Origin of the sequence: Rhodopirellula sp. JB055 (genome assembly GCF_043100905.1) — a bacterium.
Lineage (GTDB): Bacteria > Planctomycetota > Planctomycetia > Pirellulales > Pirellulaceae > Rhodopirellula.
This window is the reverse complement of the sequence record NZ_JBICHO010000053.1, coordinates 1-24,933: the sequence shown is the minus strand read 5'-3', so window position 1 is coordinate 24,933 and position 24,933 is coordinate 1. Positions and strand designations below refer to the sequence as shown.

The following is a 24,933-nucleotide window of genomic DNA, read 5'->3' as shown; positions in this document are numbered from 1 at the left end:
CGAAGCGAAGACACATCTCGAACGCGGGCATGGCCGCTTGATCGAGAAGTTCGTAGTAAGCGAGCAATTGTTGTTGACGAGCTTCGGCCAACCAAATTGGTTTCGCATGGACCTCGGTGTCAGCACGGCGGGTCAAGAAGCCTTGCCCGTACGCCGACCCCAGAACGATGCCCATGTCATTTTCGACAGCGGCAGGGATCACCGAGTCGGCCGCTTCACGAAATAGCACGTTGTAGTTGAAGGCGGTCAACACGACGTCGAACCGATTGCTTTTGACCAACGATGTCAACTCGGTGACGGTGGTGCCCGCCAAACCGGTGTAGCGAATTTTCCCAGCGGCTTTGAGTTCGTCCATCAGGTCCAATGCCGGACCCTCCAAAGGTTCGTAGCTGGACCACCAAGGATACTGTTGCGGTCGGTCGGGTTCGTGCACCATCAAGATGTCGATGTGATCGCGACCGAGCAGTCGAAGGCTTTCATCCACCGAATGACGCAGTCCGTTGATGTCCAGAGGATCGAACGGCTGGGGGCGGCCGCCGAGTTTGGTCGTCACAATCAGCGGCGCATCGATTCCCGCAATCGCCTTGCCCACGGTTGCTTCGCTGTCTGCATAAGCAGGTGCGGTGTCGAGCGCGTTGACGCCCAGGTCGATCGCTCGTTGCAGGATGCGTTTGGATTCAGCCACACCGCCTGCGAGAGAAGAGGTGTAGAGTCCGCCGATTGATAGGACACTGGTTGGAAGGTCGGTTCGACCGAGTCGTCGAGTTTCCATGATTGGATGCGTTGAGAGTCTGGATTGGACGTTGCGGAATGCTTCCGCAGTGGAAGGTTCTGTCGCGATGAAAGGATGGCGAGTGGGCTCATGACGTCGCTCGATTGCGGACGAGTCTCGCGATAGCCAGTTCTTCGTTGGTATCGACCACCAGCGTGCGAACACGTGCGTCCGGCCCCGAAATGTCGGCTGGGTCGTCGCAGCAGACTTCGTTTTTATCTTCGGACAATGTGATTCCAAGATGCTGGAGCGACTGGCAAACCAGCGAGCGTATCTCGGCAGAATGCTGGCCGACTCCGGCGGTGAAGACCAACGCATCCAAGCCGCCCAGGATGGCGATGTAACTGCCGATCGTCTTGATGATTCGGCGAACATAAATGTCAATTGCGAGCGTCGCGGCTGGATCGCCAGTGTGTCGGCGGTCGAGCACCGTTCGCATGTCTGGGTCACCGCACAGCCCGAGCAGACCACTTTTTCGATTCAGCGAGTTTCGAACCTCGCTCGGTTCGAGTCCAGCGTGTTCGGTCATGTGCAGCACGATGGCTGGGTCCAAGTCGCCTGATCGCGTTGCCATCACCAGACCTTCCAGTGGTGTCATTCCCATCGAGGTGTCGACGGCACGGCCCCCGATTGATGCAGTTGCACTGGCACCGCCTCCGAGGTGCAACGAAATGATACGAGACGTCTCGTCACCATCGATGAACTGGATCGCTTTTTCGGTCACGTATTGGTGAGACGTTCCGTGAAAACCGTAACGACGGACCGCATGCTTCTGATACCAGTCTTCCGGGACGGCGTAGCGATAGGCAGCCGGCGAAAGGGTTGCGAAGTAGGATGTGTCGAAGACCAGGGCTTGGGGTGTCCCGATGTCGACCAAACCTTCCACCACCGAGCGGGCGGCTGGGTTGTGCAGAGGAGCCAGTGTGTCCAGGGTGCGAAGACGACTCAATACGTCTGGTGTAACGAGTGCGGGTTCCAGGAACAGGTCACCGCCTTGCACGATCCGGTGTCCGATCACACAAACGTTGTCCAGCCCGACCTCATCGATGGCGATCTTGGCAGCCACCACGTGATTGATTGCGTCGCCGCCGGGTTGTCCAATTCGATCGACCAGCCCTGACTCGCTGACTTGTTCGGTTTCGGCATCGATGAATGCGTATTTCAGCGTCGTGCTGCCAACATTGAAGACCAGAACATTCATGAGGCCACCGTTTGGGCTTGGATGGCAGTGATCGCGACGGTGTTGACGATGTCGGTCACGGTGCATCCTCGCGAGAGATCGTTGACGGGTTTGTTTAACCCTTGTAGGACGGGCCCGATTGCGATTGCACCGGCGGATCGCTGGACGGCTTTGTAAAGGTTGTTGCCGGTGTTCAGATCGGGGAACACCAGCACTGTGGCTTGGCCTGCGACCGGGTTGCCGGGCATCTTGGTCGCAGCCACGTCGGGGTCGACGGCGGCGTCGTATTGCAGGGGGCCCTCGACCAATAAATCAGGTCGTCGTTTGCGAACCATCGCTGTCGCTTCGCGGACTTTTTCGACGTCTTCGCCGTGCCCGCTTTCTCCGGTGGAATAGGACAGCATGGCGATCTTCGGATCGATGCCAAACTGGATCGCGGTCTCGGCACTGCTGATTGCGATTTCAGTCAGTTGTTCGGCGGTGGGGTTGGGGATCACGGCGCAGTCACCGTAGACGAGCACTCCTTTTTTCAAGCACATGAGAAACACGCTGCTGACGACGTTCACCTCGGGTCGTGTTCGAATGAATTCAAACGCGGGACGGATTGTGTTGGCGGTGGTGTGAATCGCACCGGAAACCAAACCGCCGGCCAGGCCGCGATGCACCAGCATCGTGCCGAAGTAGGTGACATCGATCATGCGATCATGGGCGATGTCGGTGGTGACGCCTTTGTGTTTTCGAAGTTGATAGTATTCGCTGGCGAACGAATCTCTGAGCGGGCTGGTCGCGGGATCGATGATCTCGAGTCCATCGTTGGGAAGCATGACACCAGCCCGTGCTGCCGCGGCGGCAATCAGATTGGGATCGCCGAGCAGCACCACATCGGTCACGTCGCGCCGCCGCAACACATCGACGGCTTGCAGGATCCGTGGCTCGGTCGCTTCGGGCAACACGATTTTGACGCGTTGTTGTCTCGCCCGTTGAATCAACGAGTGTTCAAACAGCATCGGCGTGATTCGTGGGACCACGGGAGCCTGCAGTTGCGCGGCGAGCGAGTCGGTGTCGACATGTCGTTCGAACACACCGATCGCAGATTCAATTTTCCGTGGCGAATGATCACCGATCTCGGCGCGAACATCAGCGGCCTTGGACGCCACCGTGTAGGTGTCTTCATTGGCGACCAGGATCGGCAGCGCATTGGCGTTTTCGACCAGACGACGGATGGAGGGCGGCGGGAGGATTCCGCCGGTCAGCACGACGGCCGCGGGCGAAGGTCCATCGGGTTGCGAACATGCCAGCACGCAGCCGACCAGGATGTCACTGCGGTCACCGGGTGTCATCACCAGTGCCGCGTTGGACAAGCGTTCCAGGAATCCCGGTAGTTGCATCGCCGCGACTTTGCGAATCGCGACTTCTCGGTCGAGCGATGACTCGTCGCCGGAAACCAATTTCGCACCGATGCCGATCTGGATCTCACGAACCGTTGGTTGGCGCAGCAACGGTTCGTCGGGAAGGAAGTACAGAGGAGCTTTGGCATCCAGTTTGGATGTTTTGATGGCTGCGTGCAGGGCAGTGGACTGATCGTCGGGGACTTTGTTGATGATTGTCGCGATCAATTGAGCGCCCCGATCGATGAAGCTTTCGTTGCCAATCAGCACGGATTGAACGCACTCATCGACCGAGCGATTTCCCATCGCATAAACGGACAGAACACGGGAGCCAATGTTGGCGGCGATGTCCGCGTTCAATTCGAATTCGAGCTCCGGTGCCAGGCCTTGGTAGCTGGTGCCTTCGGCGACAACAAAGTCGGCCTTTGCTTCGAGCGTTTTGAATCGTTGTTGAATGAGCTGGATGAGATTGCTGTATCGGTCATCCGCTAGCATTTGTCGGGCTTGGGCACGCGTGACACCAAACATCTCATCGGCCGGAGTGACGATCCCGTATCGAGATCGCATCATGCGGATGCTTTGGTCCTCCTCGGGGCTGACGTGAACCACTGGGCGAAAGAAAGCCACTCGTCCGAATCGTCGGGCGGCCAGTTCCATCATGCCCAGGGCGACCATGCGTTTGCCGGTCGCGTTGCCGTTGGTGCCGATGTAGACGCTGCGTTGAATCAATGGTTTGCCGTGCCACGGAGAGGGAAGCATTTGCCCCTGAGAAAGATGGTTTCAGGGGCAGCAGGTCGCTCAGTCTACCAATTCCGGCGGTGAGCGCTCACCGTGCGAGGGGCACCGTTAACAAGATGGTTTCTTCGGCGGGCCGTTGATCAGTCCGTCTGATTGAGCTGATCGATCCACGCGGCATGTTGTTTTTTGATCGCGTTCATGGATGGATCGCCCGCGAGGTTGTGCCATTCATTTGGGTCGTTCGCGTGATCGTAAAGCTCTTCTGATCCATCGACGTATCGAATGTAACGCCAACGTTGTGAGCGAACCGTGTGGTTGCCGGCCTTCGTGGAAGTCAGTGCGGGGCGTTCCCAGGGGGCTTTTGGATTCTCTAGCAGGTGCTGGAAACTCAAACCTTGCAAACCACTTGGCGGGGACAGGTTGCAGAGGTCAGCCAGGGTCGGGTAGATGTCGATCAGGCCCACTGTTCGTTCGCTGACGCTGCCGTTGCCGGCCGCGTTGGGGGCTCGCACGATCAGCAAACTGCGGGTGGATTCCTCCCACGGCATCCATTTCCGCCAGTGATGTTTTTCTCCTAGGTGCCAGCCATGGTCCGAGCACAGGACCACGATCGTGTTGTCAGCGTACGGGCTCTTGTCCAGATGCGTCAGCACTTGACCGATGCAGTCGTCCACCAAGGCCACGCAAGCATGGTAAGCGTGAACCAGTTCTCGTCTGTACGTTGGACTGTACTGGCGGACGGCTTCTTCCGCGATCAGTTTGCTGCGGTCGAGCACCCACCGACGACCGATTTCTGGAACATCGTCCAAGTCGTTTTCAAGCACCTCCGGCAATGTCAGGCTGTCTCGATCGAACTGATCGAAATATCGTTTCGGAGCCGTCATCGGTGTGTGAGGTTTGTAGAAACCCAGCGACAGAAAAAACGGTTGGTCGTGTTTTTCGTTGAGTTTCTCAATTCCCCAAGCTGCGATTTGTTCGTCCGGCATGTCGCCTTTTTCAATGTCGAGCGCGGCCCAGGCCAAGGAGTCTTGGGCGTCTTTGCCGAATCGTTTGGCAAATTGTCGACCGTTTGGTGGTTCCGGTCCCCAGCGAAGTGTCTTGGGGCCAATCTCATCCCAATAGGCCTTTTTGCCGTGATCGTTGTGATAGATCTTGCCCATGCACATCGTTCGATACCCATGCTCGCCAAACCAAACGGGCATGTGTTTCGCTTGGCGATACGCTTCATTGGCCGACTTGGACGAGTTGTTGTAGATCCCTGTTTTGGAAGCGTACATGCCGGTCATGAAGGAGGCTCGTGACGCATAGCACAGAGCCACCTGGCAATGGGCATTGTTGAACAAGACGCTCTGTTGTGCCAACCGATCCAGGTTCGGTGTCTGGGCATCCGGGTTGCCGCCCAAGCAGCCGACCCAGTCGTTCAAGTCATCAACGGTGATGAACAACACGTTGGGTTTGGTCAGCTTGCTTTGCTCCGAGATCGCTGGCATCTCGCCAGGCTCCGGAATGGGAAGCTCACGCATCGCTGCCGAGTAACGTTCTCCCAGCAGTAATTGACTGGGGGCATCGAAGTGAGTGCCAGGATCCCACGTCTGGGTGCCATCGGACGAAACCAGCCCGACGGTGGAGCTGCCGGCGGCGACCGCCTGAATCGCGGCGCGGACGCTGTCACGTTTGCCGTTGTCAAAGACCTCGCCGACAACGACCGGCAGTTCGGGAACGCCTACGTCTTCTCGGATGCGATCGATCAGTTCTTCCAGCCGGCGTTGATAGACCTCGGTGCTGGACTTGGAGTCCGATTCGCCTTGGTGCCAAAGCAGCCCGCGAATGGCGAATGTATCGCCGCGTTGGACCAGTTCTTTGGTGGCCATGCGGATGGTTTCGATGAAATCGCGATACCGTTGACCCTGGCTGCTGGGATCCCACTGCACACCGGGGTTCCAATCAACTCGCAAACTGCTGCCGCCCTTGGAACCTTTGATCAATGCTAGTTTGCGATCCGGGTTGGCCTGCAGCATGGATCGTGCGAACCCGATTTCAGGTCCGAACTTCGGTGAAGGAAGCTCGCCCTTGTACCCCGGTGGCATGCTGAATCCAGGAGCGAGAGGTTGCCAACCTTCGCTGGAGTGAGGCAGATTGCGGTAGAAAATGATGGCGTCATCGAATGCCTGTTGCTGTTCTTCCGTCAACTTGCTCACAAGTCCTCGGCCATCCATGTTGGACTGGCCGGCAAGAAGATAGACATCGTATTCCTCCGCTGCACTGACAGCATGAAATGCGATCAGGGTGCAAGCCAACACGACGCCACGGATCGTGGGTGCAAAAATTGGGGGCATCTCAGATTCTTTCAGTTTGAATTTCACACGAACCTCCGGCCGCAGACGGAGGTTGGATGGAGAGAGAGCAAAGTTGGGTGGTGGTTGGGGCTGGCGTCAATCCACAGGCCAGGTGCCGGATGGACGTGATTCAGTATCGATAGTCCGCTCCATCGCGACTTCGCTGACAACTCGCATCCAAGTCTTCGAGCTGTTTGCGAAGCTGTTCTGTTCGTTCGGGCAATTCGCTGGACAGATCGTGTTTCTCGTACGGATCTTTGGCGAGATCGTACAAACGCACGCGACCGTTTTTCTTCGCTTCTCGAAGCAGTTTCCAGTTGCCTGAGATGATCGCTTGGCCATCGACGCCTTGATGCAACCTGCGATAGCCAAAGAACAGGCTCCGGTCTCGAGCGTCGGCGTCGCCGCGAATCACGGGCATCAGGTCGATACCATCGATGGGACGTTTGGGCTGGGTCGCCATCGAGTCACCGACGATTGACGCAACCGTCGGTAGGAAATCCACTGTGCTGCACCGGACGTCGGTGGAGGTGCCCTCCGGAATCGTCCCGGGCCATTCAGCACAGGCGGGAACCAGCAGGCCCCCTTCGTACATGGTGTGCTTGTGCCCTTTGAAAGGACCGGCTGAGGCAACTTTCTTTTTGGTCAAACCGTCGGAGGGTCCATTGTCGCTGCAGAAGAAGACCACCGTGTTCTTCTCGATGCCAAGCTCACGCAGTTTGGTTCGCAAGCGTCCGATTTGCTGGTCCATCGCTGTGATGCAGCCGTAGTAGTTCTTTCGTTTGTTGCCCGCTTTGGGATACAGCTTTTGAAACTCCTCGCCAGCGACCACCGGTTCATGAGGAGCGTGGAACCAGACCGTTGCTAGGAAGGGTTGGGATTGGTTGGCTTCGATGAATGGGATCACACGATACATGATGACGCGACTGTCGTCACCCGACAAATACTCATAGGCTTCGACCCCGTTGTGAACGTAAGGAAAGCCACCTTTCCACGGTTCGCCAGGCTGGTTGCCCCAACTGTCCCAGTCGTCGGGCGTGACGGTTGGGTTCCATGTTGGCACTGCACTCGTCGTGGCGAAGTATTCATCGAAACCATGATGGGACGGCGGCGAGTAAAAACCTCGCGTGCCGACTTCATCGGGTTTGACCCAGCCGATGTGCCACTTGCCGAACATGCCGGTTGCGTACCCTTGTTTCGTCAGCATCTCAGCGATGGTGATTTCGCCCACTCGCATGCCGCCGGTGTGAGCGGCCAGGATGCCAAATCGAAACGGGTAGCGGCCGGTGAGGCAACTGCCTCGCGTTGGAGAACAAAGCGGTGCCGCGGCGTAGAAACGGTCGAATCGAACTCCCGCCGCCGCCATCGCATCCAGGTGGGGCGTTTGCAAAACCTCGTTGCCGTTGAAGCCGACATCGCCCCAGCCTTGATCGTCACTCATCAACAAAATGATGTTAGGCGACGTGCTGTCATCGGAAAACGCAAGCGAGTTCGACAATGGAAGTGCGAGAAGAAACGCAAACAGGGCACGGATGACGGACGGGGATTTCATTGCCGACATGGGGAATGCAGAAAGGGAAATGGAAAAAAGGTAGGCCGTATGTTAGTCCCCCGCCCGTGCCCACGCAGGGGTGGCGTAAGACGTTGCGATGGAATAACGGTGGGGAATCGCTCGTCATCGGACCCGGATTTCAGGGAATGCATCCGGGAACTTGTCGCGCTGGTCGCCGCCGTGCTTTGCTTTCGATGTCGGTTGAAGGATAATTCTCCGGTCTTGCGTTTCGTTGACCATCGAATGTTGATTGCTGAGTCGCCATGCTTCGTTTCCTGTCTGCTGTCCTGCCGTTCTGGCTGATCCTCGTTTCGACAACGGTGGTGGCCGAAGCGGAAACCGCTCAGCGGACGGCATTGCAATTGTCTGGCATGTTCGGTGACCGCATGGTGTTTCAGCGAGAAACCAACGCACCGATTTGGGGAGCGGCCGAACCCAATGCGTCCGTTACGTTGACCCCATCGTGGTCCAACGAAACCGTTCAAGCCATTGCCAATTCCGATGGGAAATGGCAAGCCAGACTTAAAACGCCCCGGGCAGGTGGACCCTTTCAAATCCGCATCGCCAGCGGCGATGAAACAGTGCAATTGACTGATGTGCTCGTGGGAGAAGTTTGGATCTGTTCCGGCCAGTCAAACATGCAGTGGAAGATGCGTGGCTTCGGCGTCGATCATTTCAAAGAGGACGTGGTCAAAGCCAAGCATCCCCAAATACGGTTTTGCGATGTGCCCCAAATTTTGTCTCTCGAAGGACAAGACGATGTCCAAGCGAAGTGGAGCACATGCAGTCCACAAACCGTTCTCAACTTCAGTGCCGTGGGATATTTCTTTGGCTCGCGACTGCATCAAGAGCTGGATGTGCCGATTGGATTGATCTCGACCAATTGGGGCGGAACCCCGGCAGAAGCTTGGGTGAGTCCGGAAGTTCTGAAACGCGACTTCCCTGAATTCAAGGCGATGTTTGCGATCAACGAGAAGGTTGCCAACGAAGTTGGGATCACCTTCCGACGAGGCCAGAAGATGCCCGCCGGGTTGAACAATCGGAATCCCAGCGTGTTGTACAACAGCATGATTCGGCCGCTGATCCCGTTCTCTTTTCGCGGGGTGATTTGGTACCAGGGCGAATCCAACGTCAAGCAACCCGAGCAATACCAAACTTTGTTCCCGGCTATGATTCGCGACTGGCGAAGTCGTTGGGGGGCGGGCGATTTTCCGTTTTACTTCGTGCAGATCGCTCCCTTTGCCTACAAGCGGGAACCGATCAGCGCGGCCTTTCTACGAGAGGCTCAAACGATGGCGTTGTCGGAACCCAACACGGGAATGGTGGTCATGATGGACATCGGTGATCCAACCAATATCCACCCGAAGAACAAGAAACCAGTGGGCGAGCGATTGGCTGGGCTCGCTCTTTCCCGTGAATACGGGCGTCAAGACATCGTGGATTCAGGACCGCTCTTTCAAAGTCATGAGGTCGAAGGGGAATCCATTCGTTTGCACTTCCAGCATGTTGGCGGTGGGCTGACCACATCCGATGGCAAGTCACCCAGTCATTTCAGCATTGCTGGAGCCGATCAAAAGTTCGTCGCCGCTGACGCTGAGATCGACGGGGACACAATCGTTGTGCACAGCGACGCGGTCACTGAACCAGTTGCCGTGCGATACGCTTGGGGCAGTGGCGACACACCCAATTTATCCAACCAAAATGGCCTGCCTGCTTCCTCCTTTCGATCCGATGATTGGCCAATCGTTCCAGAAAAACCGTGATCACGAGAACTACGAACATGAATGAGACACGAACGATTCGTCTGTGGGTGGGGTTGCTGTTGGCGTCTTGCTTGAACGCCTGCTTGATTCCAACCACGACAGCGGAGCAACCGCACATCCTGTTCATCATGGCGGATGACTTGGGATGGAAGGATTTGCACTGCCAGGGCAACGAGGTGTTGCGGACACCCAACATCGATGCATTGGCAGAATCAGGGGTGCGTTTCGACAACGCCTACGCGGCTTCCACGGTCTGTTCGCCAACACGTGCAGCTCTGATGACGGGGCTTGCTCCCGCAAGATTGCACATCACCCAGCACGGGGCGGATAGCAAATCTTTCTGGCCGGAAGATCGTTTGATTCAACCTCCGTCGACGAAACATGAATTGCCGCACGGAACCACGACGATGGCGGAGCGATTGAAGGCAGCGGGGTACACCACTGGATTCTTTGGCAAGTGGCATTTGGGCAGTGACAAAAAGTACTGGCCAACCGAACATGGTTTTGACGTCAACGTTGGCGGTTGCGGGCTAGGGGGACCTCCGACGTACTTCGATCCTTATCGAATTCCTGCGTTGCCGCCACGCAAAGAGGGCGAGTATCTGAGCGATCGTTTGGCCGATGAGACGATCGATTTCTTGCGGCGTGAGAAGGATCAGCCGATGTTCGTGTGTCTGTGGACTTACAACCCACACTATCCATTCGAGGCACCGGAGGATTTGATCGAACACTACAAAGGCAAAGAGGGTCCCGGCCTGAAAAACCCCATTTACGGCGGCCAGATCGAAGCCACTGACCGCGCCATTGGTCGCGTGCTGCGTGAGTTGGATTCGCTCGGCATCTCGGACGAGACCTTGGTGGTGTTCACCAGTGACAACGGTGGTTGGTCGGGTGCGACTGACAACCGACCGCTGCGAAAAGGAAAGGGGTATCTGTTCGAGGGTGGTTTGCGTGTGCCTTTGATCGTTCGCTGGCCTGGCGTGACCGAAGCGGCGACGGTGAATGAAACTCCCGTGATCAGCATGGATCTGACAGCAACTGTTTTGGATGCTGCAGGGGTCGGGCTTGCCGGCGATGAATCACTTGATGGAGAAACATTGCAACCGTTGTTCAGTGGTGGCAATCTCCAGCGTGATGCGTTGTACTTTCACTACCCGCACTTCGCGTTTCACAAAGACAATCGCCCTGGTTCAGTGATTCGCAGCGGCCAATACAAGCTCATTCTCCGGCACGACGATGATTCCGTTGAACTGTATGACTTAAAGAATGACCTGAGTGAACGGAACGATTTGGCCGCTGACAAACCTGAGATGGCTCAAAAGTTGAAGGGCCGCTTGACGGAATGGCTGGAGGAAACCGGCGCTGGGATCCCAGCAAAGCGATAGACAAGCTGTCTCGCGTTTCGCGGCAAGCTGAAGGCAGTTGTGGTGGGAAAACACGACGTGCGATGGATCGGATGACCTTCCGTGAAAGACGTTGGGCGACGATGTTGGGTGTGTCTCCCTCTATTTTTAACTGCAACGATTTTTCAGGAATGCTCCCGCGTGACGATCGCCATCGCTTTTTGTTGGGGTGTGTTCGTCATCGTGGCGATTCAGGCTGCGTTTTCACTGATTTTCGCCGTTTGGATGTTACGACGAGCTCGTTTGCCTGAGCAGAGCTTCACACCCAAGGCGGCGATCATTCTGTGTCTTCGCGGGGCGGATCCGTTCTTGAAGCAGTGCCTGCGGAGCTTGCTCGACCAGGACTACCCTGAGTTTCAGTTGCAGGTGGTTGTCGACAGCCAAGAAGATCCTTCACGATCCGTTCTTCGCGAATTCGAATCCGACGAACGAGTGCGGGTCAGCATTTTGAAGGATCCACCGGAAACATGCAGCCTGAAGTGCGCCGCGATTGTTCAGGTGATCCGGGAACTCGACCCATCGTTTGAGGTCGTCGCGTTTTGCGATGCAGACTCGGTTCCACACCCGACGTGGTTGGCTGAACTGGCTGCACCGCTTCACGACCCAACGGTGGCGGTGACGACCGGCAATCGTTGGTACCAGCCTCATGATCCGACCGGTGCTTCTTTGGTTCGATACCTTTGGAACATCCCCGCCGCCATCAACATGATCGTGTTCCGGATCGCTTGGGGCGGCAGTCTGTTGATTCGACGGCAGTTGATTGATGAAGCCGGTTTGCTGAAGAAATGGTCGCATGCCTTTTGCGAAGACACGATGCTCGACCGAGTCGCGCGTCATCAGGGGTATCGACAGGTCTTCGTGCCCAACGTGATGGTCGTGAATCGGGAAACATGCACCTTCTCTGATTTGATGAACTGGGTGCCTCGGCAATTGCTGACTGCGAAGCTTTATCATTCGAGTTGGCCAGCGACGGTCGGATACGGCATCATTTCCTCGGCCATTCCGTTCCTCGCTGCAGTCGTCGCGATGGTGGGTTGGATGCAATCTGATTGGGGATCGATGCGAGCCGCTTTCCTTGCGTTCATCGTCTTCGAGATTTCGAACGTGGTGCTGGTTTTGTTGTGTGAATCCAGCTTTCATCGAGGTGGATCCCACTGCGGCGCACCGACAAGTGGTTTGTCCGCGGTGTCGCTCGTGAAACTGCCGTTTTGGATTGTGGTCAGCCAGATCGTTTCACCGTTTTGGTTTTGCAAGTGCTTCTTCACGACCAAGGTGACTTGGCGCGGAATCGTCTATCACGTGAGTGGCGGCAAGATTCAACGCGGGCCGCACACCTCGTATTCCGAACCTTCGCCTGAGACTCGATCGCTGTGATCCAACGGCATGCTTGGGACGTTTGCAGAAGCTTCGTTGCAGGACCGGTTCTTTGATTGGGTGACTTTGCGGGTTAGGGGGTCCGATCGGGAGATGCCGGTATTGCTGCTCGGGCGTGCTTGTAACTCCGATAAACGTTCAGGTCCGGCAATTCCAAAGCATGCATCCGAGGACTCAGCGAACCACGAATGCGTACTTCGCGATCATTCGAATTGACTCACCAAGCGATCGCATCGCTGCTGATCGCGTTGGTGACCACCAGTTTCCCGGGATGCCGGACGTGGCTCCCGCGTGCGCCACAGCAACCACGGATGACGGAATCAGATTGGTCGGCGATCTCACTTGAGAAGCCCCTGGGGGAACCCGCCATTGGCCAGTCGAACCAGCCACCTGAAATCGCGACCGTTTCGCATGTTGAATCGGTGGTGCAGCGATCGCCGCCAACCGCTGACGAGTTTGATCAACTGACACCTTGGCCATTGTCGTTGGACGAAGCGATCCAGTTGGCTCTTGAAAACAGCCAAGTGATTCGCGACCAAGGTGGGCGAGTGTTGTCGTATCCGGACATGGTACGAACCACGTTGGACCCGGCGGTGTTTCGCAATGATCCAAATTTGGGACTGGATGCGAGCTTGTCCGCTTTTGATACCCAGTTCCAATCGAGTTTCGTTTGGAACGGCGATGGCAACTCAGTCAATTCCGCGTTCTCAAACGGCCAGTTTGGTGTGTTTTCCCAGCCCGAGACGCTGGCGAGATTAGGAGTCGGCCGGATCTTGCCATCGGGGACTCAGGTGTCGATTGGCGGCATCGGTGGCTATGACGAGGAGTTGGCCGGTGGGCTGTATGCCGCTTATGGAGCAGAAGTCCGGCACCCACTGATGCGAGGGTCGGGAACCGAAATCAACCAGATTGCCGGTCCTTTGGCCAAACCCGGCGTGTACCGAGGCATCCGGATTGCCCAAATCGATCACCAACAGGTCAGCCTCGAAGTCGAGCAAGCGGTCTCTGAATTGGTGCGAGATGTCTCGATCGTTTATTGGGAGTTGTTCTTCGCCTACCAAGATCTTGAAGCCAAGCGAACGGCGATGGAGAACGCTCGTCAAGCGTGGCAATTGGAGCAGCAACGCGTCGAACAACGAGTCAGTCCGCCTGACGTGGAAGCGGTGGCGAGGCAGCAGTTTTATTCAGCCGAGGCGGCTGTTCGCAACGCAATCTGTGGCACGGTTCCAGGGCAAACCGGCGTCTACAACGTCGAACTGAAACTGCGAACGTTGCTGGCCCTGCCGGCTTGCGGCGACAGGTTAATCCAACCCATCGGGCCTCCGCTGCAGGCTCCGATTCGATTCGATTGGCATGAAAGTGATGCGCTCGCACAAGGCAGCCGAATCGAGCTTCGAAAACAACAGGCGGTCATCGCCAAGCGTGTGCTCGAAATCAAAGCCGCAAAGAACTTGCAACGTCCGCAATTGGATTTCATCGGCCAGTATCGACGACTGGCTGATGACCCGACCAATGACACCGAACTGTTCGACAGCGCGTTGCAAGGTTGGCAGGTGGGAGTCGACTACAGTCGGCCGGTGGCGAACCGACGAGAGAACGCAGCGGTTCGGCATGCTCAACTTCAACTGCAACGAGAGCGAGCGATCGCCGAGGAACAACGCCGACAAATCTCGGCGCAGCTTCGCACCACGTTCATTGATCTGGATCGCGCTTATGGCACCATGAACTCGATGGCAAAGAGCCGTGAAGCGTCACAGATTCGGTTGGCCGCCCAGTCGCAACGGCATGCGGAAGGCGAGATTCAAGTCGAGGATGTGCTGGAAGCTCAGATCCGAGCCACGAAAGCGGAGACGGAGTTTCAACGCAGTGTGGTCGACTACAACCTCGCGTTTATCAAGGTCCACCACGCTCGGGGCACATTGTTGCAAGCGATGGGCGTGGGCTTTGGCCAGCCAACCTACGACGAATGTCGATTCGCGTTGAACTCAGCGTCGGTGTTTGCCCGGCCTGAAAAACTCGACAACAACATGACTGGTACTCGGATCGCCAGCCCCTCGAAGACTCAGCGAAAAGCGATGCCGCAACCGGGAACGTTTCGCTAACACGTGCTGCGGACCTTTTTGATCAAGCGATCCGTCTAAATAGGTGCGGGAAGGGGAGGGAAAAACCACGTGAGACGTCTGGGCGTTTGCCTCGGTTGCGTGCGGGAACCGTGGCCAACGCCACGTGGCTCACATACTCACTGGCACTTACCGAAGCGTTTTGACTTTTGGAATGATTCTGGCCAGCGTGGTGCGTTTGACTTCGCCAACCACCACTGGTGAATCTGGGGTCAAGCCAGTTCCGATCACTTCGGTCTGCACGCCGTCGTCGATGCCGACTTGAACCGAGATCGGACGGACTTTCCCGTCGCGGGCCGGCACCCAAACGTAGGCGGTGTCGCCTTTACCTGGACCGCTGGAATCAAGGCTTGGAGAGATCAAATCCGTGGCAATGGTCCGTTCCATCTGTTTCGATTCCGGCCACCACTGAAGAGCACCCGTGGGCACTAGCCAAGCTTGTTCACGCTTGGTGATTTCAAATTCGACGTCGGTGGTCATGTGTGGCAAAAGATTCAAATCGGTTTGATCAATCGCCACAATCACGTCGTAAGTCACGAAGTTGCCGTGCATCCGGGCGTTGAGCAAAATCTCTTTCACGTGACCCGTCATCACTTGGTCGCGATGGGCGTCAACGGTGAAGGTGACAGGTTGGCCTCGTTGGACTTTGCCAATGTCGCTTTCGCTCACGGATGCCCGGATTTGCATCTGGTCCAGGTCCTTCGCTAATAGAAAGAGTCCCGGATGACCGACGCTGACGTATTGGCCCAGGTTCGCTCGTCGGTCGATCACGATGCCGTCGATCGGGGAGCGGACGTTGGTGTTCTCTAGGCTCACCTTGGCGTGATGAACTTCGGCTTCGGCTTCCTCCAACTTGGCTTTGCCCACGGCGAGCATCGCCGTTGCCATTTCATTGGCGGTGACGATCTCATCGTAGACACTTTGGGCATTGGTCGATCGCAGGCGGTTGGCTCGATCAAGGTTTCGTTGAGATTGTTGGAACTGTGCTTCTAGCCGAACCAAATCGGCATTGGCCAACCGGTAGGCGGCATTCGCCTTTTCCAAAGCAATCTCGTATTGCTGCGTGTCCAGTTGGAAGAGCACCGTGCCTTTGGCAACACGTGAGCCAACACCGATGGATTTGTTTGGATCACTCGAGTCCATGCCGAAGCGGACGATCTTTCCGGCCACATCGGGGCCCACTTGGACGACTTCGTCGGGTTCGATGGTTCCTGTGGTGCCGACCGTGATGACCAGGTCTCGCCGCTCGACATTGACGGTGCGTAGTTCCGGCAATTCATTGCGTTGGCTGAACAGACGCAATCCAATCGCCGCCACGAGCAGGCAGCCAGCGGCGAGCGTTCCAATCAACAGACGGGACGACAGTGAGTGTTTTTTAGCGGGGTGACTCAAGCGGTCGTTCCTTGCCTCGACAGGACTTTTATTTCGTCCGTCAATGATGTTTGCGGCACCGTTGACGTCAGTGCCATTGGAGTCAGTGCCATTGGAGTCTTCGCTCGATCGCCAATGCGTGGACCTACTCCATCGGCGTCCCTCCGTTTAGCAAAGTCGGACTAGCGAACCAATAGCATTCCGGGGCCGTTATGGCTTCTTGCATTCAAAATCCGAGCGAATGAACGCGAAAGGGGCTTTGCCGAATCGCGGTTGCATTCGCCGCCAAAGTTGACCTCGCCACGGTGTTTGCGTAGCTTGCTGCCGGTCGTTCTCAAAATGATTCGCCAACCGTGGCCTCACTTTCAAATGTTCGCATGATTCTCCTTCACCTAGCGACATTTGCGTCTTGGGCACTCATCGGATTTGCCGCGGTCAATGCACTGTGCACGACAATCACGCTGGGGGCACTGTTTCGGCACCGCCGCGAGAGGCCCGATGACAGGGAACTGCCACGGGTTGCCATTTTGTTGTGCTTGCGTGGTGCCGATCCTCCCTTGGCGGGCGGCCTGCGACGGTTGATGAATCAGCAGTACCCCGACTACGAAATTTTTGTCGTCATCGATTCCGAGACCGATCCGGCCTGGGGAGTCGTGAAACAGAGCGTTGACGACGCGGGAGGCAAGTCCGCGGCGTGTCAGGTTCACATCTCGACGCTTCGCCAGCGATTGGAGACGTGCAGTCTGAAATGCAGCTCGTTGGTCCAGCTTTTGGATCAAATCGATGGTTCGTTCGACGTGGTTGTGCTTGCCGATTCCGATCTGGAAAGCCATCCCACCTGGCTGCGTGAATTGGTGGCTCCGCTGAATGACCCTCGCGTGGGAGCCGCTTTTGGAAATCGATGGTTTCTTCCGGCCGCCGGTTGGATGGGATCGCTCGTGCGCCAGGTGTGCAACGCGATCGGCGTCGTCACGATGCATCTCGGGCAAATCCCGTGGGGCGGTTCTTTGGCGATCCGAGCATCAGTGATTCAAGAAAGCGGATTGCGAGAGACACTGACCCGATCCATCGTCGACGATGGGCCTGTCCGAGTGGCGTTGAGAGAACAAGGACTCAAGCTGCAATTTGTCCCCTCGTTGTTAATGGCCAATCGAGAAGACTGTGATCTGCGATTTGCTCACAACTTTCTCACCCGTCAATTGAAGTGGACGCAGACCTACATGAGCAGCCAATGGCCGATCATGTTGGTTTACACGTTGGGTGTGCTTGGGATTTATATGGTCACCGTGGTGTTGGCCATTGTCTGTGCACTCGCGGGATTCCACGAGGAGGCTGTTTCGTTTGCGGTTGGCGTGGCAATCTACAGCGGGACGGTCATGACTCTCTGGTTTTTGTTGGACGTCGCTGCACGTCGAATCATCCGAGCGCAAGGCGAGCCGGTTCCTGGATTCTTTGGCGTCCAATTGTTGAAGCTTCCCATTGCGATGCTGTTGGCGGTTGTCATTCACGTTTCCGCCATGGTTCGTGCGTCGGTCCTTCGACGAGTGATTTGGCGGGGGGTGACCTACGAAGTGCTCGGGCCCAACGAAGTCTATTTGTTGAATGAAGAGGCGATGGAGGCATCTCTGGAATCAGCCAACGTGTCACTTTAGAACACGCATCACTTTGAGTTTTTGAGCTCCTTCAAAAGCGACCTGATCGTGCGAACGACGCCCGGCCAAGCCTTGGGATGCCAACCGAATCGCATCGTTCGCAAAAATGCTCGCGAAGCAATTTGCCAGTCGCCGGAATACAATGCTCGACCGAACAGTGTCATGTATAGCTCAGTGGCGCGATGCAGTTGGGTTGATTGGAAACGCCCGGTCGAAATCGCTTCGTTCCAAAATCGATCGACCGTTTGGACTGGTGCGGTCACCGTGCCGGTTCGCAGGTAGAAGCTGACTTGCTCGAGCAACTGATCGGGATCGAGGGGCGGAGAGCGTTTGAGTTGTGACTCGGCGTTTGGGCTTTCTTCAGAAAGGTAGTGCCGCCAAACGGAAAGCCACCACTGCAGCGAAGTGGTCAGCTTGTTTGAGGCAGACAGATCTCTGTTGCCGAGCGTCTCAAAGGCACCGATCATCTGGTGGACGTCTTTCGGATCTGAACCTGCCGCTTCCGTCCAGCTTGCGAAGTGATACAAGCAGTCGTGAGCGGTGTGTCGACGATCGTTCCTGGAGTAAAATTGAGTTCGCTGAAGTTGCTGCGCGGCAGCGTCTGTGTTGCCAATGTGGAACAGATGCCAAGCCAGCCACATGCTGGAATAGTAGCGCACTGACCGTTCGTTGCGCCGGATCGAGGAAGGGACCGACGGATTCGAGTAGAACTTGTCCAGCACCATCGTGGCATATTTGACCTGGTCCAAACTGTTGCGGCGAATGGTGCTGAAAGGGTGCCGCCGGTAGCAGAGGGTAGCGGCCTTTTGCCATTGAAAGGTGCAGCCGGCCAGAGACAGTCGAAGCAGCAAATCGACGTCTTGAGATTGCCGCAGTTCGGGATCAAAGCCGCCGACCTTTTGCAACCAATTGCGACGAAATAGCATCGATCCAAGCTTGGCAGGTTTGTAGACCAACCAAGTGTTCAAGTCGAGTTTGGGAGCTTCGATCCAAGGCTCAATCACTTTGGTCACGGTGCCTTCTGCGTCAGCGAGCTTCCATCCACTGTGCACCGCACCCAAGTTTGGATTCGCGTCGAGGATCTCGGTTTGTTGGGAAAACTTGTCAGGCAGAAACCAATCGTCTGCGTCCAAGAAAGCGACATAGTTTCCGGTGGTCTCACGGATGCCGGCATTTCGAGCGGCAGCCGATCCCGAGTTGGATTGCCGAATCACCTTGATGCGGTCCGAGAATTCCGCGAGTACTTCCACGGTGCCATCCGTCGAGCCGTCATCGACCACGATGATTTCAGTGCGATCGACGTTTTGATTGAATACGCTTTGCAATGCCTGCTCGATGTAGGCGGCATTGTTGAAGACCGGTATCACAACACTGATACGCGGCCGTGAGGTGTGGGGTGAATTCAAACGACCTTCGCTGTCGTACGCCATGTTGCAGAAGGCCGCGAAGTGGTTGCTGAAGGGGGGGAAGGGCAAGGTTGCGGACGGGTCACGATACCAATTCCACATTCGAAGGCCCAGTTGAGGTTCATCCGAGGGGAACATGGATGGGCTGATGAGGTGCTCTTCGCAGGGTATCGTTTGCAATTCCGTGGCGTCGGCAGTCGTCACCTTTGCCGATACATTGACGGCGAACGGCATCAATCGCGAATGAGTTTTCGAAAGCACCGAGATGAACAAAGGCCGCCTCGCGGTTTACGAATGGAATGCGTGGGAGCTGTTTTCGATCGGCGAATGGTGTTCCGATGCGTACCGGATCAAAGCTCATCCGGATGACGAAGTGGAGGACGTGCTCGATCGGTTACCACCTGATACCTCCGATTTCTTGCCGCACATCAATCTCAGTCGGCAAGCGTTGTTCCCAAGGCGACGCAGCGAACTTTTCGAGGCTCTTCAGAAGAAAGGCATTCGCACGTGGAATGCCAACGTCACCGACATGACAAAGCGGTTTGTCCAGAGTGAGTGCCAGCGACTGGGGCTTCCGACGACCGCGGCGACGCGGGGCGGGGACCCGGACGAGAAGCTGATTCTGAAATCCGATTGCAACCACGGAGGCCGGAACGAACGTCGGCTCGATTTGGAAACTCGCCGTCGGCTGGAACTGCCACCTGAATCGACGTTGATTGATGGCAGCTTGGATTACCCGGTGATGAAGCGTTCGGAATTGACCGACCAATGGGACGATCCGGGGCTCGTTGTGGAGCGGTTGATCGAAAATTCACAGGGGATCTACTATCGAGCCTACACGATTGACGGACGATTGGTGATTTCTCGCTTTGTGGCACCGAATTCCGACAACCGGATTCAGCGAATAGAAGATGCGAAAGCACGACGCAATTTCTTGTACAGGGATTCCAGCCAACTTATCGGTGCATCTGATTCAGACGATGCCCTGCCTGCTCGTTTGAAATCCGTCGTAGCGTCGTTCTTGGTTGGGATCCAACTCGACTTTGGGGCGCTTGATGTGGTCGAGGACAATGAAGGGAACTTCTACATCATTGATCTCAACATCACACCGTATTGGGGCAAGCCAGGACAACGCAAAATGACGAGGTTTCTCCGTGGGGAATTGTCGCTGCGAGAGGAACTATCCAGTCGAATGGCTCGATGGATTCCCCGGTACTGTTCCGAAGACAAACGGCAAACCTAAACCACGACTTGGTTGATTCTCTTTTTCATTCACCGACGTTTCGCTGATGCCGCTCGCCTATCCGTTGACCCATTTTGAAGAGCTGATGCTGCATCAAGACAGCAATGCTTTTCCGACGAACTGCTTTGTTCGCATGCGGTTCCGCGGACGTTTTGATGAGACCGGTTTCCGTGCGGCGGCACTCACAGCGGTTGCACGGCACCCGTTGCTGCATGCGCGGGTTCAGCGACATCGTGGACGGTATCACTGGCAAGTCGACGAGCCGGAACCCAGTATCACTTGGTGCGATGGAACCGCCAACGAACAACCGTCCTTTCGCCGGTTGGACCTCGAACTGGAACACGGTCTGAAATTCGCGGTTTGTTTGCACGAGGACGAATCCGAGTTGATGGTCCAGTTTCATCACGCTTGCTGCGACGGACTCGCGATCTTCCAGGTGGTTCATGAATTGTTGTTGGCCTACGCCATGGAGGTCGATGCGAATGCAGACGTTTCGCTTCCAGGTGTCGACCTGAGTTTGCTTCGGAACCGTGGTTCGCTTGGATTGACGGCGGGCAGCTTTTTGCGACTTGCCTCACGCCAAGCCGTTGGCCTTCGCGGGGTTTGGCAGTTCCTGACGCGAAAACCATCGCATTTGTTGCCGCATCGTGTGCCCCAGTGTGAGGAACCCGCGCCGGTGAGTTTTCCGACGGTGATCGCTCACCACTTTGAACCAGAGGTTTCGGCCGGTGTGCGACGAACTGCCAAACGCGAAAAAGTGACCCAGAACGACCTGCTGATCCGCGATCTGTTTCTGGCGTTGGAGGAGTTTCGTCGATCACAGGGTGTTCACGATCCAGCAGGCTGGCTGCGAATGATGATCCCAGTCAGCTTGAGGCGAAAGCAACAGTATCAGGCACCCGCTGCCAACATTGTCAGCTCCGTGTTTTTGGACAGGCGGGCGACCGACATGGAAGATCCGGAGCACCTGCTACAGGACCTCAGCGAAGAAATGAGTCTGATCAAACACCGCCAACTGAATCATCTATTCCTGTATTCCCTGTGGGTTCAGCGATTGGTGCCGCGCGGATTGCAACGGACCGCGAGACCGGAACGCTGTCAAACGACTGTCGTTTTCACCAACCTCAGTCGCGTTTTCGCGAGATCACCCTTGCCACGCCAAGACGGACGACTGCGATGCGGCAACGTGGTGCTGCATTCGGTCGAAGCGATTCCGCCGATCGCGAGACATTTGAATGCGGCGTTTGGCGTCAGTTGGTACGCCAAGCAAATGACGATCACACTGCACCACGATCCGCGCGCTGTGTCGACGAAAGCCGCTCACGAATTGCTCGATCAGTTGGTCCGGCGAACACGAGAGTCCGCGGCCGCCAACATGAAATTCGCGTAGGCATCGGCGCATTGGTCGACGTCGTGCCACTTGGCGATGTGCTCTGCCGCGGCTGCTCCTGTTTGCTGGCGAGAATGTTCATCACAGGCGAGATCGCGAAGGGCGTTCGCGAGTCCCGTGTTGGATGAGAGCTCGATGGGGATCTTCCTCAGAGAGTTATCCGGGTAGTCCAGCGCGCACCCGGAATCGAAGACGACACAGGGCTTGCCCGCCCCCATCGCTCGGATCAGTGTTGCCGACGATTCGCCGGCGGAAGGGAAACGCAGATTGACCACCACATCACTGTGATCGATGAACGCCTGGAAGGTGTCCATTTCAACTCGGCCGGTCACGTGCATCTGGTTTGCCAGCCCGGACTCAATGGCAAGCTCTCTCAGACCGAGTGAATCAGGCAATTCGCCGACCACCCATAATTCAAACGGCGGGATTTGGTCTTTAATGGAACCCAGGGCGGATATGAGACAATCCACTCGCTTCTGAACGGTTGCCAATCCCAACGAGACGAAGATCAATCGATCAGGGTGCATTCCGAGTCGCTTGCGAACCTCGCTAGGATTCATTTCAGTGAGCGGCGTTGCACGCGAATATTGCAGTGGAATTCTTTGGACGGCGAGGTCGGGTAGCAGGTCTCGGACTCGGTACATCGACTCGAACGAATGCACGATCACGGCTTTCGCGTTCTGCAATGCGGGGGCGGTCATCGGCAAGCCGAACCGAAAGGCATCGCCTGACAATTCGCGTTCGGCTAGATCGGCGATCATCTCTCCCAATCGTCCGTGTTGTTCGACCGCAAGCGTTTTGAAAGTTTGAGAGTCGCCTCGTCGGAGGAAGGCTTGTTCGAAGAGATGGTGCAGCACCCTGTCGTGCAACACGACGACACCGGGATGCTGCATCGCTTCTTGAACGATGTCGTCGTGAATGCTGCTGTTACCGAGATGGTAGAGCCGGGGAGTGGCACGGTCTCGTTCCTGGTTGGACTTCCATTCGCTGAGTCGCTCGATCGCGAAAGCAAAATGCTCCGGAGTCGGAGCGTCGTCGGCAATGATGTAGGTGGCGTTCAGCCGGGAAGCCAGTGAAGGAGCCAGTTCGGCGGCGTAGTCCGCGATGCCGGAAGGCGTTGGTGGAAGCGGGGTGAAGATCGCCCAGTCACCGACGAATGCACGCTCCTTTGCGGGTGGATCGGATAGCGAGTTGCTTGTGGAGGACACGTCTTCGAGAATCCTTTGCCGCAACAAGCGAGCACCAAGTTCCTCGATCGGGACGCTGTACAACTCCAGCAACGCAGCATGATGCTGATGAAGGATTTGTTGAACTTCCTGCAGGCTGAATTGGCGATGCGGTGCATCGGGATCTCGGCCGATTAAAACGCCGATCTTTTCGAATATCTTGCTGAACACCGAATTTGCCAATCTTGCTTGCGGGACGTTCGTGGCCGCTGCTGAAACCCTGCGGACTCACTCAAACGCTTTGCGATCCGTTCTAACCGTTGGGTGTCGCCACGAATAGCAAGTGCTCGAAGAGAGGCTACTCTGCGAGATGCTTCTCACACAAACGCTGTTCCGGTAGACTCGACACACGCATTGGGCGACGAGCAAATCTCGCAAACCTTTTCGACTGGCAATGGACGGAGTCATGTATTACACGATCAATTCGCCTGCTCTCTCGCACAATGCGTTTGACGATGAAACCATCGTCATCCATTTCGCGACCGGGAGCTACTTCAGTTTGCGAGAGATGGCCGAAGCGATTTGGCAACGTCTAGAGAAGCAACCGTTGACGGTCTCCGCAATTGTCGATGCGGCCGAGGGAGCACCCCCGGAGGCGGCTGCCGAAGTGGAGAATTTTCTGAAACAACTGCTGAAGAATGATCTGATCTGTGAATCATTGGATCCTTCCAGCCTCGAATCGGTTGAGAGTCTTGGGGCTTGGCGCACGCCCACGATGGAAGTCTTCGACGACATGAAGAACATGTTGCTTGGGGATGTGATTCACGACACCGACAAAGCGGGTTGGCCTCAGATGGTTCAGGACGACCAGACTGCTCCTGGCACTCCCTGACCTTGGGACAGTGGTGATTGGTCACGATCATTACGAGAGATGACATGACGACAACCACCATTCGCGACGATTCTCAGGCTGCTTTGAAGCAGCAGTTTGACCGTGTGACCGAAACGGATGGCTTGGTCGAAAAGCAATTGACGATCGGTGGACGTCAGGTCTGCTTGAAGTTTGCCGGCCAACCGTTGCTGCATCGTTTGATGCCCGCATTGGAGCACCACCCAAAGGGCAGCGGCCAGGCCGAACTGACCATTCATTTTTGGGACAGTGCCACGCCTCCCGTGGAGTACTCGGTGGCAGAATGGACCGGTTTGCAATCGGTCATTTGTCCGGTCGATGATGCATGCTGGACGCTGATCGAACCGGGGATCGGTTTGTTCAGTCGGCTGATGCAGGACGGGAACGCGTTTGTCTGCTGTCGAAATGGCGATGAGCTGCCGGTTTGGGAATCCGCGGTCCCGCTACGATCGTTGTTGAATGCATGGTTCGCGCCACAGGGTAGCGTGGTGCATGGTGCCGCCGTGGGAAACGATCAGACGGCAGTTCTCCTGGCGGGAGTGGGCGGGTCTGGGAAATCCAGCACCGCGCTGACGTGTCTGGCTGAGCCGGATCTTTCTCATTTGGGTGATGACTTGGTCATGCTCACCAACGAACCGCAGCCCTTGGTCAACAACCTGTACAACTCTGCAAAATTGCTGCCGGATAATCTGCCTCGTTTCAGCGATCTGTCGCTGTCGGTGAATCCGACTCTGCCACGTAACCCAGAAAAAGAGACCTACTTTCTGTTCCCGCAATTTGCGGAGAAGTTGGCCATGCAGCGACCGTTGAAAGCGATCCTGTTACCGCGAGTCAGTGGCGAAACTCAAACAAGTCTGGTTCCGGCGACTCAAGCGGAAGCATGGCACGCGATCGTGCCCGTCACGTTGACACTGTTGGGTGGGACACGGCGTGAGAACATTCAGTCGATTGTGGAGATCATCAAACGTGTTCCGGTCTATCGCTTGAATTTGGGCTCCGACCGCAGCGGGATTGCTCCCGTCATTCGTCGGGTTTTGGAGGGGAGCGAAACAGAAACGGGAGCCTCGCCATGACGGAAATGATCAGCGTGGTAATCCCGGCCTACAACGCCGAGCCGTTTTTGGCGGAGGCGATTGAGAGTTGTCTTGCACAAACGCGGCAACCCGAAC

At 56.4% G+C, this 24,933-nt stretch carries 18 protein-coding genes; 10 read left to right on the top strand and 8 right to left on the bottom strand.

What is annotated here, in order from left to right; all coding sequences use genetic code 11:
• The 5 genes from ACF8AM_RS02050 to ACF8AM_RS02030 form a co-directional block, all read right to left on the bottom strand.
• The coding region (locus tag ACF8AM_RS02050; protein WP_392554039.1) for an aldo/keto reductase at positions 1 to 772 on the bottom strand (772 nt) is incomplete at its 3' end.
• Between the two features lie 88 nt (positions 773 to 860).
• Positions 861 to 1,973 (bottom strand): acetate/propionate family kinase, encoded by a 1,113-nt coding sequence (locus ACF8AM_RS02045; protein ID WP_392554038.1) that lies wholly within the window; start codon positions 1,971 to 1,973, stop codon positions 861 to 863.
• A complete protein-coding gene (gene pta, locus ACF8AM_RS02040; RefSeq protein ID WP_392554041.1) occupies positions 1,970 to 4,069 on the bottom strand; it encodes a phosphate acetyltransferase in 2,100 nt (699 codons plus the stop codon). Before pta ends, ACF8AM_RS02045 begins: the two co-directional genes overlap by 4 nt.
• 149 nt (positions 4,070 to 4,218) lie before the next feature.
• A complete protein-coding gene (locus ACF8AM_RS02035; protein ID WP_392554037.1) occupies positions 4,219 to 6,414 on the bottom strand; it encodes a sulfatase-like hydrolase/transferase in 2,196 nt (731 codons plus the stop codon).
• Between the two features lie 130 nt (positions 6,415 to 6,544).
• Positions 6,545 to 7,966, bottom strand: a complete 1,422-nt coding sequence (locus ACF8AM_RS02030; protein ID WP_392554036.1) for a sulfatase-like hydrolase/transferase — start codon at positions 7,964 to 7,966, stop codon at positions 6,545 to 6,547.
• A 263-nt stretch (positions 7,967 to 8,229) separates the two neighbouring features.
• Here ACF8AM_RS02030 and ACF8AM_RS02025 point away from each other — a divergent pair, with 263 nt between their 5' ends.
• The 4 genes from ACF8AM_RS02025 to ACF8AM_RS02010 all read left to right on the top strand — a co-directional run bounded on the left by ACF8AM_RS02025 (position 8,230) and on the right by ACF8AM_RS02010 (position 14,608).
• Complete coding sequence (locus ACF8AM_RS02025; RefSeq protein WP_392554035.1) at positions 8,230 to 9,729, top strand: sialate O-acetylesterase; 1,500 nt, start codon at positions 8,230 to 8,232, stop codon at positions 9,727 to 9,729.
• 17 nt (positions 9,730 to 9,746) lie between these two features.
• On the top strand, positions 9,747 to 11,114 hold the full coding sequence (locus ACF8AM_RS02020; protein WP_392554034.1) for a sulfatase: 1,368 nt from the start codon (positions 9,747 to 9,749) through the stop codon (positions 11,112 to 11,114).
• 159 nt (positions 11,115 to 11,273) lie between these two features.
• Positions 11,274 to 12,506 (top strand): glycosyltransferase, encoded by a 1,233-nt coding sequence (locus ACF8AM_RS02015; RefSeq protein WP_392554033.1) that lies wholly within the window; start codon positions 11,274 to 11,276, stop codon positions 12,504 to 12,506.
• A 188-nt stretch (positions 12,507 to 12,694) separates the two neighbouring features.
• Complete coding sequence (locus tag ACF8AM_RS02010) at positions 12,695 to 14,608, top strand: TolC family protein (protein WP_392554032.1); 1,914 nt, start codon at positions 12,695 to 12,697, stop codon at positions 14,606 to 14,608.
• A gap of 147 nt (positions 14,609 to 14,755) precedes the next feature.
• Here ACF8AM_RS02010 and ACF8AM_RS02005 read toward each other — a convergent pair whose 3' ends face one another.
• Positions 14,756 to 16,018 carry an efflux RND transporter periplasmic adaptor subunit gene (locus ACF8AM_RS02005; RefSeq protein WP_392554031.1) on the bottom strand — a complete coding sequence of 421 codons (1,263 nt, stop codon included), beginning with the start codon at positions 16,016 to 16,018 and terminating at the stop codon, positions 14,756 to 14,758.
• 356 nt (positions 16,019 to 16,374) lie between these two features.
• Here ACF8AM_RS02005 and ACF8AM_RS02000 point away from each other — a divergent pair, with 356 nt between their 5' ends.
• Positions 16,375 to 17,649, top strand: coding sequence for a glycosyltransferase (locus tag ACF8AM_RS02000; RefSeq protein WP_392554030.1), 1,275 nt, complete (start codon positions 16,375 to 16,377; stop codon positions 17,647 to 17,649).
• Between the two features lie 8 nt (positions 17,650 to 17,657).
• On the opposite strand, the gene ACF8AM_RS01995 is transcribed toward ACF8AM_RS02000, so the two are convergent.
• Positions 17,658 to 19,289, bottom strand: a complete 1,632-nt coding sequence (locus ACF8AM_RS01995) for a glycosyltransferase family 2 protein (RefSeq protein WP_392554029.1) — start codon at positions 19,287 to 19,289, stop codon at positions 17,658 to 17,660.
• A gap of 31 nt (positions 19,290 to 19,320) precedes the next feature.
• On the opposite strand from ACF8AM_RS01995, the gene ACF8AM_RS01990 reads away from it, so the two are divergent.
• Both ACF8AM_RS01990 and ACF8AM_RS01985 read left to right on the top strand, forming a co-directional pair.
• Positions 19,321 to 20,298 (top strand): hypothetical protein, encoded by a 978-nt coding sequence (locus tag ACF8AM_RS01990; RefSeq protein WP_392554028.1) that lies wholly within the window; start codon positions 19,321 to 19,323, stop codon positions 20,296 to 20,298.
• A 46-nt stretch (positions 20,299 to 20,344) separates the two neighbouring features.
• Positions 20,345 to 21,688: a chromosome condensation protein gene (locus ACF8AM_RS01985; protein WP_392554027.1), complete on the top strand. Its 1,344-nt coding sequence runs from the start codon at positions 20,345 to 20,347 to the stop codon at positions 21,686 to 21,688.
• Here ACF8AM_RS01985 and ACF8AM_RS01980 read toward each other — a convergent pair.
• On the bottom strand, positions 21,634 to 23,085 hold the full coding sequence (locus ACF8AM_RS01980; protein ID WP_392554026.1) for a glycosyltransferase family 4 protein: 1,452 nt from the start codon (positions 23,083 to 23,085) through the stop codon (positions 21,634 to 21,636). The two genes, ACF8AM_RS01985 and ACF8AM_RS01980, sit on opposite strands and share 55 nt — an antisense overlap.
• Positions 23,086 to 23,320: 235 nt before the next feature.
• On the opposite strand from ACF8AM_RS01980, the gene ACF8AM_RS01975 reads away from it, so the two are divergent.
• The 3 genes from ACF8AM_RS01975 to ACF8AM_RS01965 all read left to right on the top strand — a co-directional run.
• The gene (locus tag ACF8AM_RS01975) at positions 23,321 to 23,746 is read left to right on the top strand and encodes a PqqD family protein (protein ID WP_392554025.1); all 426 of its coding nucleotides are present in this window, start codon (positions 23,321 to 23,323) and stop codon (positions 23,744 to 23,746) included.
• Between the two features lie 44 nt (positions 23,747 to 23,790).
• Entirely contained in the window at positions 23,791 to 24,837 is a 1,047-nt protein-coding gene (locus ACF8AM_RS01970) for a serine kinase (RefSeq protein ID WP_392554024.1), read from the top strand.
• The coding region (locus tag ACF8AM_RS01965) for a glycosyltransferase (protein WP_392554040.1) at positions 24,834 to 24,933 on the top strand (100 nt) is incomplete at its 3' end. The genes ACF8AM_RS01970 and ACF8AM_RS01965, both read left to right, overlap by 4 nt.

Bases quoted from the DNA above. Each gene is read 5' to 3' on its own strand.
- ACF8AM_RS02045 (WP_392554038.1), bottom strand. From the start codon at position 1,973: ATGAATGTTCTGGTCTTCAATGTTGGCAGCACGACGCTGAAATACGCA.
- ACF8AM_RS02035 (WP_392554037.1), bottom strand. From the start codon at position 6,414: ATGCCCCCAATTTTTGCACCCACGATCCGTGGCGTCGTGTTGGCTTGC.
- ACF8AM_RS02030 (WP_392554036.1), bottom strand. From the start codon at position 7,966: ATGAAATCCCCGTCCGTCATCCGTGCCCTGTTTGCGTTTCTTCTCGCA.
- ACF8AM_RS02025 (WP_392554035.1), top strand. From the start codon at position 8,230: ATGCTTCGTTTCCTGTCTGCTGTCCTGCCGTTCTGGCTGATCCTCGTT.
- ACF8AM_RS02020 (WP_392554034.1), top strand. From the start codon at position 9,747: ATGAATGAGACACGAACGATTCGTCTGTGGGTGGGGTTGCTGTTGGCG.
- ACF8AM_RS02010 (WP_392554032.1), top strand. From the start codon at position 12,695: ATGCGTACTTCGCGATCATTCGAATTGACTCACCAAGCGATCGCATCG.
- ACF8AM_RS02000 (WP_392554030.1), top strand. From the start codon at position 16,375: ATGATTCTCCTTCACCTAGCGACATTTGCGTCTTGGGCACTCATCGGA.
- ACF8AM_RS01995 (WP_392554029.1), bottom strand. From the start codon at position 19,289: ATGCCGTTCGCCGTCAATGTATCGGCAAAGGTGACGACTGCCGACGCC.
- ACF8AM_RS01990 (WP_392554028.1), top strand. From the start codon at position 19,321: ATGAACAAAGGCCGCCTCGCGGTTTACGAATGGAATGCGTGGGAGCTG.
- ACF8AM_RS01985 (WP_392554027.1), top strand. From the start codon at position 20,345: ATGCCGCTCGCCTATCCGTTGACCCATTTTGAAGAGCTGATGCTGCAT.
- ACF8AM_RS01975 (WP_392554025.1), top strand. From the start codon at position 23,321: ATGTATTACACGATCAATTCGCCTGCTCTCTCGCACAATGCGTTTGAC.
- ACF8AM_RS01970 (WP_392554024.1), top strand. From the start codon at position 23,791: ATGACGACAACCACCATTCGCGACGATTCTCAGGCTGCTTTGAAGCAG.